Source organism: Brevundimonas sp. (assembly GCF_032017145.1).
In the GTDB taxonomy this organism is placed as follows: domain Bacteria; phylum Pseudomonadota; class Alphaproteobacteria; order Caulobacterales; family Caulobacteraceae; genus Brevundimonas.
Genome location: NZ_DALZQC010000116.1, coordinates 1 through 9494, shown reverse-complemented (window position 1 = coordinate 9494; position 9494 = coordinate 1). Strand labels below are relative to the sequence as shown.

Annotated in this window: 9 protein-coding genes and 1 pseudogene; 9 read left to right on the top strand and 1 reads right to left on the bottom strand. The window is 66.8% G+C overall.

Features of this window, described 5'->3' with window-relative positions:
- The 5 genes from RTU05_RS15245 to RTU05_RS15225 all read left to right on the top strand — a co-directional run.
- Window positions 1-427: peptidoglycan DD-metalloendopeptidase family protein (locus tag RTU05_RS15245; protein ID WP_312599198.1), on the top strand; the 427-nt coding region annotated here is incomplete at its 5' end.
- Between the two features lie 104 nt (window positions 428-531).
- Window positions 532-849, top strand: coding sequence for a preprotein translocase subunit YajC (gene yajC / locus RTU05_RS15240; RefSeq protein ID WP_248116815.1), 318 nt, complete (start codon window positions 532-534; stop codon window positions 847-849).
- Between the two features lie 34 nt (window positions 850-883).
- Entirely contained in the window at window positions 884-2476 is a 1593-nt protein-coding gene (gene secD / locus RTU05_RS15235; RefSeq protein WP_312599197.1) for a protein translocase subunit SecD, read from the top strand.
- Complete coding sequence (gene secF / locus RTU05_RS15230; RefSeq protein ID WP_312599196.1) at window positions 2476-3468, top strand: protein translocase subunit SecF; 993 nt, start codon at window positions 2476-2478, stop codon at window positions 3466-3468. Before secD ends, secF begins: the two co-directional genes overlap by 1 nt.
- 34 nt (window positions 3469-3502) lie before the next feature.
- The gene (locus tag RTU05_RS15225) at window positions 3503-5182 is read left to right on the top strand and encodes a histidine kinase famiy protein (RefSeq protein ID WP_312599195.1); all 1680 of its coding nucleotides are present in this window, start codon (window positions 3503-3505) and stop codon (window positions 5180-5182) included.
- A 9-nt stretch (window positions 5183-5191) separates the two neighbouring features.
- Here RTU05_RS15225 and RTU05_RS15220 read toward each other — a convergent pair whose 3' ends face one another.
- Window positions 5192-6397 carry a pyridoxal phosphate-dependent aminotransferase gene (locus RTU05_RS15220; RefSeq protein ID WP_312599194.1) on the bottom strand — a complete coding sequence of 402 codons (1206 nt, stop codon included), beginning with the start codon at window positions 6395-6397 and terminating at the stop codon, window positions 5192-5194.
- 122 nt (window positions 6398-6519) lie between these two features.
- Here RTU05_RS15220 and RTU05_RS15215 point away from each other — a divergent pair, with 122 nt between their 5' ends.
- The 4 genes and pseudogenes from RTU05_RS15215 to RTU05_RS15200 all read left to right on the top strand — a co-directional run.
- Window positions 6520-7233 (top strand): VTT domain-containing protein, encoded by a 714-nt coding sequence (locus RTU05_RS15215; RefSeq protein WP_312599193.1) that lies wholly within the window; start codon window positions 6520-6522, stop codon window positions 7231-7233.
- 5 nt (window positions 7234-7238) lie between these two features.
- Window positions 7239-7856, top strand: coding sequence for a glutathione S-transferase N-terminal domain-containing protein (locus tag RTU05_RS15210; RefSeq protein ID WP_312599192.1), 618 nt, complete (start codon window positions 7239-7241; stop codon window positions 7854-7856).
- 252 nt (window positions 7857-8108) lie between these two features.
- On the top strand, window positions 8109-9149 hold the full coding sequence (locus RTU05_RS15205) for a rod shape-determining protein (RefSeq protein WP_017504801.1): 1041 nt from the start codon (window positions 8109-8111) through the stop codon (window positions 9147-9149).
- 161 nt (window positions 9150-9310) lie between these two features.
- A pseudogene (locus tag RTU05_RS15200) lies at window positions 9311-9494 on the top strand (rod shape-determining protein MreC); the annotation flags it as partial.

Sequence of the window (9494 nt, the reverse complement as noted above, 5' to 3'; positions counted from 1 at the left end):
CCCGGCGCCGGCCGCGCCGGGCGCCGGCGCTGTCGGACAGCCGAATCTGCTGTGGCCCGTGCGCGGCGACATCGTTCGCCGCTTCGGCCCCGTCGGCATGGGCGAGCGAAACAACGGCATCAACATCGGCGCCTCGGCCGGTGCGGCGGTCAGCGCCTCGGCGCCCGGCCGTGTGGCCTATGTCGGCAGCGATCTGGTCGGCCAGGGTCTGACGGTCCTGATCGTCCACGCCAACGGCTGGCGCACAGTCTATGGCCATCTGGGCTCGGCGACGGTGAAGGACGGCGACGACGTGCGGGCGGGCCAGCAGGTCGGCACCGTGGGCCTGACGGCCGGCGACGGACGTCCCTCGATCCACTTCGAGACGCGCCAGATGCGCGGCGACGACCCCGTCGCGGTCGATCCCCTGACCGTATTGCCGCGCTGACGCTTTAGCCGCGTTGCATTCTGCAATGACCAGAACTAGGTTCCGCGCCTCGTTTTAATGGGGGCGCCGACGAGGGCCGCCCTTTTCGTATTCGGAGACTACCCATGGGCGGAGCGGCTGACGGCGGCTTGATGGCGCAACTGATCGGCTTTGCGCCCATCATCGGCATCTTCATCCTGTTCTACTTCCTGCTGATCCGTCCGCAGCAGAAGCGCGCCAAGGAACACGCCGCCGCCATCGGCGCGGTCAAGCGCGGCGACACCGTCGTCCTGGGCAGCGGCATGATCGGCAAGGTGACGCGCGTCGAGGACGCCGAGGTCAACGTCGAGATCGCGCCCAGCGTCAATGTGCGGGTTGTCAAGTCGATGATCGCCGAGGTGCGCAACCGCACCGCCATCGCCGCCAACGATTCCAAGGCCTGATACGCACTCGTATCGCTGAGACCCGGACCGCCTCATGATTCAGCTGTCGCGCTGGAAAGTCATCCTTGTGGTCGCCTCGGCGATCATCGGCTGCCTGCTGGCCTATCCCAACCTGTTGAGCCCGGCCCAGCGCGAGGCGCTGCCCGGCTGGCTGCCGAAGAATGCGCTGAATCTGGGGCTGGACCTTCAGGGCGGGTCGTACCTGCTGCTGGAAGTCGACGTGCCGAAGATGCGCGAAAAGCGCGTCACCAACCTGATCGAGGACGTGCGCGTCACGCTGAGCGGCGCGGGCATCGCCACCAACGGCTTTCAGCGTGAAGCCGGCGGCGTGATCGCGACCCTGGCCAATCCGGCCCAGACCGACGCGGCGTTCAAGGCGCTGCAGCAACTGGGCGGACAGACCGGACCGGGCGGTCAGGTCGAGCGCGTCGCGACGCGCCTGGGCGACGGCCGCGTTCGCTTCGCCTATACCGACGCCGCACTGAACGGCATGGGCGCGACGGCCGTGGACCAGTCGATCGAGGTGGTGCGCCGCCGGATCGACAGCCTGGGCACGCGTGAACCCTCCATCACCCGGCAGGGCGCCGACCGGATCGTGGTCCAGGCACCGGGCGAGAGCGATCCGTCCAAGCTGGAGGAGGTCATCGGCCAGACGGCGCAACTGACCTTCCAGATGGTGGATGTCGAAAACTCGGTGAACGACGCCCTGGCCGGCCGCGTGCCGCCGGATTCCGAACTGCTGCAAGGCGAGGACGGCACCCCCTATCTGGTCAAGAAGCGCGTGCTGGTGTCGGGCGAGAACCTGACCCGCGCGGGCGTCGGTTCAGACCAGAGCGGGCGTCCGGCCATCGACTTCCGCTTCGACGGCGCCGGCGCGCGCCGGTTCGGCGAGGCGACGGCCGCCAACCTGCAGAAGCCCTTCGCCATCATCCTGGACGGCAAGGTCATCTCGGCCCCGACGATCCAGAGCGCGATCACCTCGGGCTCTGGCCAGATCACCGGCAACTTCTCGATCCAGGAAGCCTCGACCCTGGTGAACCTGCTGAACGGGGGCGCCTTGCCAGCGCCGCTGAACGTGGAGGAGCGCCGCACCGTGACGGCCGAACTGGGCGCGGACGCGGTCGCCGCCGGCGCCCTGTCCACGGCGGTCGGTTTCGCCATCATCGTGGTGTTCATGATCCTGGCCTACGGCCTGTTGTTCGGCGGCGTATCCGTGGTCGGCCTGGTGCTGAACGGCGTGTTGATCGTGGCGGCCATGTCGCTGACGCAGGCGACGCTGACGCTGCCCGGCATCGCGGGTCTGATCCTGACCTTCGCGGTGGCCGTGGACGCCAATGTGCTGATCTATGAACGGATGCGCGACGAGGCCCGTTCGGGCCGCAGCGTGATCGCCTCGATGGACGCCGGCTTCAACAAGGCCATGGGCACCATCATCGACGCCAACCTGACCACCCTGGTCGCCGCCGGCATCATGTTCGTGTTCGGGGAGGGGCCGGTGCGCGGCTTCGCCTGGACCCTGACCATCGGCGTGTTCACCTCGGTCTTCTCCTCGGTCCTGGTCGCCCAGGTCCTGCTCGGCTACTGGCTCAAGAAGGCCAAGCCCAAAAAACTGCCGATCGCGGAGTGATGGCGATGCGTGGATGGCCCCTTATCAAACTGCTGCCGCAGAAGACGAACTTCCATTTCGTCAAATATTCGCGCGCGGCCGGCGTTGTCTCAATCCTCCTGTGCGTGGCCTCGATCGTGGCCTGTTTCGTGCCGGGCCTGAACATGGGCATCGACTTCCGGGGCGGCGCCTCGATGGAAGTGTCCAAGCCCGCCGGCCAGGAAATCCAGCTGGACCGCGTGCGCGAGGCCGTGAACGGCCTGAGTCTGGGCGACGTCCAGGTGCAGGGCATTGCGCGACGCGACACCAATGCCGATGACGGATCGACCGCCATCCTGCGCTTCCAGGTGCCGGAAGGCCGCGACCAGACCCAGGTGGTCCAGCAGGTCGAGGGCGCGATCAGCAAGGCCGTGGGCCAGGTCAACTATTCCGGCGTCAGCGTCGTCGGCTCCAAGGTGTCGGGCGAACTGTTCACCTCGGGCCTGCTGGCGCTGGGCGTCGCGATCGGTCTGATGTTCCTCTACATCTGGTTCCGGTTCGAGCCGCAGTTCGGTTTCGGCGCCGTGGTCGGCCTGTTGCACGACGTGATCCTGACGTTCGGTCTGATCGTGCTGTTCAAGCTGGAGTTCAGCCTGAACATGGTGGCCGCCGTGTTGACCGTGATCGGCTATTCGATGAACGACACCGTGGTGGTGTTCGACCGCCTTCGCGAGAACCTGCGCAAGTATAAGACCATGCCGCTGCGCGACGTGATCGACCTGTCGCTGAACGAGACCCTGTCGCGGACCATCATCACCGGCGTCACCGCCGTCATGGTGCTGGCGGCCCTGGCCATCTTCGGCGGCGAGGCCCTGTTCGGCTTCTCCATCGCCCTGATGTTCGGCATCGTGATCGGCACCTATTCGTCGATCTATGTCGGCGCGCCGATCATCCTGCTGTGGGGCGTGCGGCGCGGGGGCGGTGCGTCCGACGACGCCAAGCCGATCAAACTGGGCATGGCCAGCCGACCGTGACGAACCCCTGGCCCCTCATCGCGTTGCTTCGATCATGACCGACAAAAGCAAGGACACGACGGGCACGCACGAGGGGCCGCATCTGAGCCACTGGCGCCAGAGCACCATTACCGAGCCGGGTTTCGCCGACCAGAGCGACGTCTTCTTCGCGGCGATCCAGATGACGCGGATGCCGATGATCATTTCGGATCCGCGCCAGCCCGACAATCCCATCGCCTTCGCCAATAACGCCTTCCTGGACCTGACGGGTTACGAAGAAGCCGAGGTGGTGGGACGCAACTGTCGCTTCCTGCAGGGCGCCCAGACCGACCGCGAGACGGTCAGCGAGCTGCGCGACGCGGTGGCGGCCAAGCGGGCCATCGCGGTCGAGATTCTGAACTATCGCCGGGACGGCAGCCCGTTCTGGAACGCGGTCTTCATGGGGCCGATTTTCGACGAGCAGGGCGAACTGCTCTATTTCTTCGCCAGCCAGTTGGATGTGACGCGCCGCCGCGAAAGCGAGCAGGTGTCGCGCCAGGCCCAGAAGATGGAGGCTATCGGTCAGTTGACCGCCGGTCTGGCGCACGACTTCAACAACCTGTTGCAGGTGGTTGGCGGCAGTCTGGAGCGGATCGCCGCCGCGCCCGATGACGTAGAGCGGGTGAAGCGGTTCGTCGGCGTGGCCTCGACGGCGGCCGACCGGGGCGCCAAGCTGACGCAGCAACTGCTGGCCTTTGCGCGTCGCAGCCGGCTGGAGCCCAAGGGCGTGGACCTGACCGAACTGGTCAACTCAATCTCCGACCTGCTGGACAGCGCCGTGGGGTCCAAGATCGACCTGTCGCTGCATCTGCGTCGGCGCCTGCCGCGCGTGATGGTGGACCCGGTCCATCTGGAGATGGCGCTGCTGAACGTGCTGGTGAACGCGCGCGACGCCTCGGCCCATGGGGGCGCCGTGACGGTCAGCACCGAGACCCTGACGTTGAACGGCGATGCGGCGTCGCGCGATTTGACGCCCGGCGACTATGTGACCCTGACCGTGGCGGACGACGGCGACGGCATGGCCGATCATGTGCTGGCGCGCGCCACCGAACCCTTCTTCACCACCAAGCCGACGGGCCAGGGGACCGGGCTGGGCCTGGCCATGGCGCATGGGTTCGCCCAGCAGTCCGGCGGCCGTCTGGAGATCGAATCCAAGCCGGGCGACGGCACGACCGTTCGTCTGATCTTCCCCGTCGCCGTGACGAACGAGGAGGGGACCGAGGCGCCGACGTCGCGCTATCGGCCCGATGCGGTCGATGACGCCGCCCCGCCCCGCATACTGGTGGTGGACGACAACGCCGAGATCGCCTCCCTGGCGCGCGATACCCTGGTCGAGACCGGCTATGAGGTCGCCGTGGCGCTGAGCGGGGAGGAGGGGCTGACCCTGTTCGAGACGGCGCTGAGTGAAGGCAACCCCTTCGATCTGGTCTTTACCGACGTGGTGATGCCGGGCGGCATGAACGGTCTGGTGTTCGCCGGACAGATCAGGGAGCACAGCGAGGCCGCCGCCATCCTGATGACGACCGGCTATAACGACCAGATGGCGTTGGACGGCCCGCAGGCCGAGGCGATGGACGTGCTGGGCAAGCCCTATCGCCGCAGCGAACTGATTGATCGCGTCCAGACCGCGTTGCGCCAGGGGCCGCGCCAGGGGCCAGGCCGCCGCACGTCCGACTTCGGACCCGCGACGGCCTGACGACCGGGGTCAACGCAGCGAGGCGGTGAAGCGCTGGATGCGGGCGCAGGCCTCTTCCAGCACCGCGTCGGAAGTGGCGTAGCTGATGCGGAAATAGGGGCTGAGGCCGAAGGCCTCGCCCTGGACCACGGCCACGCCCTCGGCGTTCAGCAGTTCGGCGGCGAAGGTTGAATCGCCGTCGATCACCACGCCGCCCTCCGTCGTATTGCCGATCAGGCCGGCGATGGACGGATAGACGTAGAAGGCGCCCTCCGGCGTGGCGCAGGTGATCCCCGTCGCCTGGTTCAGCATCGACACGACCAGGTCGCGGCGCTTCTCGAAGGCGGCCTTGCGCTCGGGGATGAAGTCCTGCGGGCCGTTCAAAGCTTCGACCGCCGCCCACTGGCTGATGCTGGCGGGGTTGGAGGTGGTCTGGCTGGCCACCTTGCGCATCAGGTCGATCAGGGACTTGGGACCGCCGGCGTAACCGATACGCCAGCCCGTCATGGCATAGGCCTTGGACACGCCGTTGACGGTCAAAGTACGGTCGATCAGGTCCGGCGCGACCTGGGCGATGGTGGTGTATTCGAAGTCGCCATAGACGAGGTGCTCGTACATGTCGTCGGTCAGCACCCAGACGTGGGGGTGGCGACGCAGAACCCCGGCCAAAGCTTCCAACTCGGCCCGGGTGTAGGCGGCGCCGGTCGGGTTGGATGGGCTGTTCAGGATCAGCCAGCGGGTCTTGGGCGTGATCGCGGCCTCAAGGGTCGCGGGCAGCAGCTTGAAGCCGTCTTTCTCTTCGCCGATCACGGTGACAGGCTCGCCGCCCGCCAGCAGCACCATGTCGGGATAGCTGACCCAATAGGGGGCGGGCACAATGACTTCGTCGCCGGGGTTCAGGGTGGCGACCAGGGCGTTGAAGATGACCGGCTTGCCGCCCGGCGCGACGTGGATGTCAGCGGGTGTGTAGTCGAGACCGTTCTCGCGCTTGAACTTGGCGACGATGGCGGCCTTCAGTTCGGGCATGCCGTCGGCGTCGGTGTATTTGGTCTCGCCGCGGTTGATCGCGTCGATGGCGGCCTGTTTGATGTTGTCGGGCGTGTCGAAGTCGGGCTCGCCGGCGCCCAGGCCGATCACGTCGCGGCCTTCGGCTTTAAGCTTCCGGGCCTGCGCGGTGACGGCGATGGTGGCCGAAGGCTTGACGCGGGCGAGGGCGGAAGATTGCAGGCTGGACATCGTAATCCCGTCGATTTGAAAGATTCATGCCGGGGAGGCGGGGTTGTTTACGCGCCGTCGCCGCGCGGGACAATGCGCTGACGCTCGCTAATGCAGGCGGCGGGTGATAAGCGGCCGGTCTGATGCGCTGGATCATCGATTTCCTGTCGAACATGGAGGCGCGTCGCTGGCGCGCAGTGCTGGCGACGGCCTTGCTGCTGGGCGCGATGATCGCCCTGTTCGCGGTGGGCAAGAGCCAGCTGGGCCTGGACGCCGAAGAACAGCTGGAAGCCTGGCTGGCCGGATTCCGGCAGGGGCCGTGGGGGCTGGTCGCGGCCATCGTGGTGTTCACGGTCTCGGCCTTCTTCGGCGCGCCGCAGTTCATACTGATCGCGGCCTGCGTGGTGGCGTTCGGGCCGTGGTTCGGCTTCCTCTACAGCTGGATCGCGACCGTGGTGTCGGCGGGCGTGACCTATTGGCTGGGGCGCGGACCGACAGCGCGGCTGCTGGAACGGCATGGCGGCAAGACGGTGGGGCGGCTGACGCGGTTCGTCGGCAAGAACGCCTTCTACGCCAGCTTCATGATCCGCAATGTGCCCTCGGCGCCCTTCATCGTCGTGAACATGGCCTTCGGCGCCGCGCGGGCGTCGTTCATGGGCTTTCTGGCCGGCTGCGCGTTGGGCGTCTTGCCCAAGACGGCCCTGGTGGCCTTCTTCGGCGGGTCGTTCATGACGGCGGTCAGCGGCGACGGGATCTGGACGTCGGCCATACTGGCGGGCGTGGCCCTGGCCTGGTTGGCGTTGATGCTGGTCGTGCGGGAATTGGTCAAGCGGCGAGAAGCCGCCAGAGGAGACTGAATGCGATGCTGAAGCTCTATTATTCGCCGGGCGCCTGCGCCATGGCCTCCCACATCGCTCTGGAAGAGGCGGGCGCGGACTATGAGGCGATCAAGATCGACCTGAAGAAGGGCGAGCAGAAGACGCTCGATTATCTGGCGATCAATCCGGCGGGCGTAACCCCGGCCCTGGCGACGGACGAGGGCGTGCTGACCGAGAACCTGGTCATCATGGGTTATGTGGCCCAGACCCATCCCGAGGCGAAGTTGGCCGACAAAGACTCCAGCTTCGAGTTCGGCAAGATGCAATCCTTCAACGGCTTCCTGGGGGCGTCGCTGCATCCGGCGGTGTCGCGCGCCCTGTTCGCGCGGCCGCCGCTGGAAGGCGAGGCCAAGGACGCAGCGCTGGAAGCCGCCCTGGTCAAATACCGGCTGGTGGAAGACGCCCTGTTCAGGGGGCCGTGGGTCATGGGCGACGCCTATACGGTGGCGGACGGTTATTTGAGCGTCTTTACGCGCTGGGGGCGGCAGGCCGGCTTGCTGGACCCGGCGCGGTTCCCCAGGCTGAACGATCATCTGGACCGGATGCAGGCCCGACCGGCCGTTCAGCGCGTGCTGGCGGCCGAAGGATTGTCCGCCGTCTGACGATCCGGCGGCCGAGAGCGGGGCTGGGGCGGTCCGCCGCTCTTTGGCGCGCAAGGCCCCTGCGGGTTTCTGTTATGACGAGACTGTCATCGGGGCTTGTATTCCCGTTTTCTTACAGGCAAACCCGCCGTCGGTAGGCGTGGCGAAGATCAGGAACTGTCCGGCGTGGGGATGTCGGGGCAGTTGGGGCGTCGCCAGGTCGACTGCGAACACTGAAGACGCCCTGGCCAGCTAACAACGGTATCGATTCCCATGAGTTTTTCCCTTTTCGGCGCGATTTCGAATGACATCGCGATGGACCTGGGCACCGCCAACACCCTGATCTACATGAAGGGCAAGGGCATCGTCCTGAACGAGCCTTCCGTCGTGGCGCTGAGAAACGTCGGCGGCCGCAAGGTGGTCCACGCCGTAGGGATAGAGGCCAAACAGATGCTGGGCCGCACGCCGGGCCACATGGAAGCCATCCGCCCGATGCGCGACGGCGTCATCGCCGACTTCGAAGTCGCCGAAGAGATGATCAAGCACTTCATCCGCAAGGTGCATAACCGCAAGGGTTTCGTGAACCCCAAGATCATCGTCTGCGTGCCGTCCGGCGCCACGGCGGTCGAGCGCCGCGCGATCAACGACAGCTGCCTGAACGCCTCGGCCCGCCGCGTGGGTCTGATCGACGAGCCGATGGCCGCCGCGATCGGCGCCGGCCTGCCGATCCACGAGCCGACCGGCTCGATGGTCGTCGACATCGGCGGCGGCACGACGGAAGTCGCCGTCCTGTCGCTGTCGGGCATCGTCTATTCGCGTTCGGTTCGCGTCGGCGGCGACAAGATGGACGACAGCATCATCAGCTATATGCGTCGCAACCATAACCTTCTGATCGGCGAAACGACCGCCGAACGCATCAAGAAGGACATCGGCACCGCCCGCATCCCGGCCGACGGCGAAGGTCTGTCGATCGAGGTCAAGGGCCGCGACCTGATGCAGGGCGTGCCGCGCGAAGTCCGTATCTCGGAGCGTCAGGCCGCCGAAGCCCTGGCCGAGCCGGTCACCCAGATCATCGAGGCCGTGAAGGTCGCGCTGGAAGCCACGCCGCCGGAACTGGCCGCCGACATCGCCGACAAGGGCATCATGCTGACGGGCGGCGGCGCCCTGCTGCGCGGTCTGGACGTTGAAATCCGCGACCACACCGGCCTGCCGGTCTCGGTGGCGGACGATCCGCTGTCGTGCGTGGCCATCGGCTGTGGCCGCGTGCTGGAACATCCGCGCTGGATGAAGGGCGTGCTCGACTCCGCGCTCTGATCGCGTCGTTCGATCCCTTGGCGGCCGGGTGGAAGCTTGGCCGCAAATCCTTGCCCCGCCTGCACGATCTCGGTTCCATTCCGGCCTTGATTTTGCGATAGGCAGGGCGTGCGGCGGGTGGCGTCCCGCCGATTCCAATCCTTTTGAGTGAAAGGTCGCCCGTGGCGTTTCGCGACGGACCTTTTGAGAACATCAAGGTGCCGCTGGTCTGGACCGCCGCGGTGGTCGCAGTCGTGGCCATCGTCGCGGCTGTCGTTCTGTTGCTGGGCGACCGGCCGACGGCAGAGGGCGGCTCCAGCGTCGGCGCGGCGCGCGGCGGGTTCGAAACGGCGGCCGGGCCGGTCG

What these genes read in the sequence shown, in the direction of transcription:
- yajC (WP_248116815.1), top strand. Translation starts at nt 532, where the DNA reads ATGGGCGGAGCGGCTGACGGCGGCTTGATGGCGCAACTGATCGGCTTT.
- secD (WP_312599197.1), top strand. Translation starts at nt 884, where the DNA reads ATGATTCAGCTGTCGCGCTGGAAAGTCATCCTTGTGGTCGCCTCGGCG.
- secF (WP_312599196.1), top strand. Translation starts at nt 2,476, where the DNA reads ATGGCGATGCGTGGATGGCCCCTTATCAAACTGCTGCCGCAGAAGACG.
- RTU05_RS15210 (WP_312599192.1), top strand. Translation starts at nt 7,239, where the DNA reads ATGCTGAAGCTCTATTATTCGCCGGGCGCCTGCGCCATGGCCTCCCAC.
- RTU05_RS15205 (WP_017504801.1), top strand. Translation starts at nt 8,109, where the DNA reads ATGAGTTTTTCCCTTTTCGGCGCGATTTCGAATGACATCGCGATGGAC.
- RTU05_RS15220 (WP_312599194.1), bottom strand. Translation starts at nt 6,397, where the DNA reads ATGTCCAGCCTGCAATCTTCCGCCCTCGCCCGCGTCAAGCCTTCGGCC.
- RTU05_RS15215 (WP_312599193.1), top strand. Translation starts at nt 6,520, where the DNA reads ATGCGCTGGATCATCGATTTCCTGTCGAACATGGAGGCGCGTCGCTGG.
- RTU05_RS15225 (WP_312599195.1), top strand. Translation starts at nt 3,503, where the DNA reads ATGACCGACAAAAGCAAGGACACGACGGGCACGCACGAGGGGCCGCAT.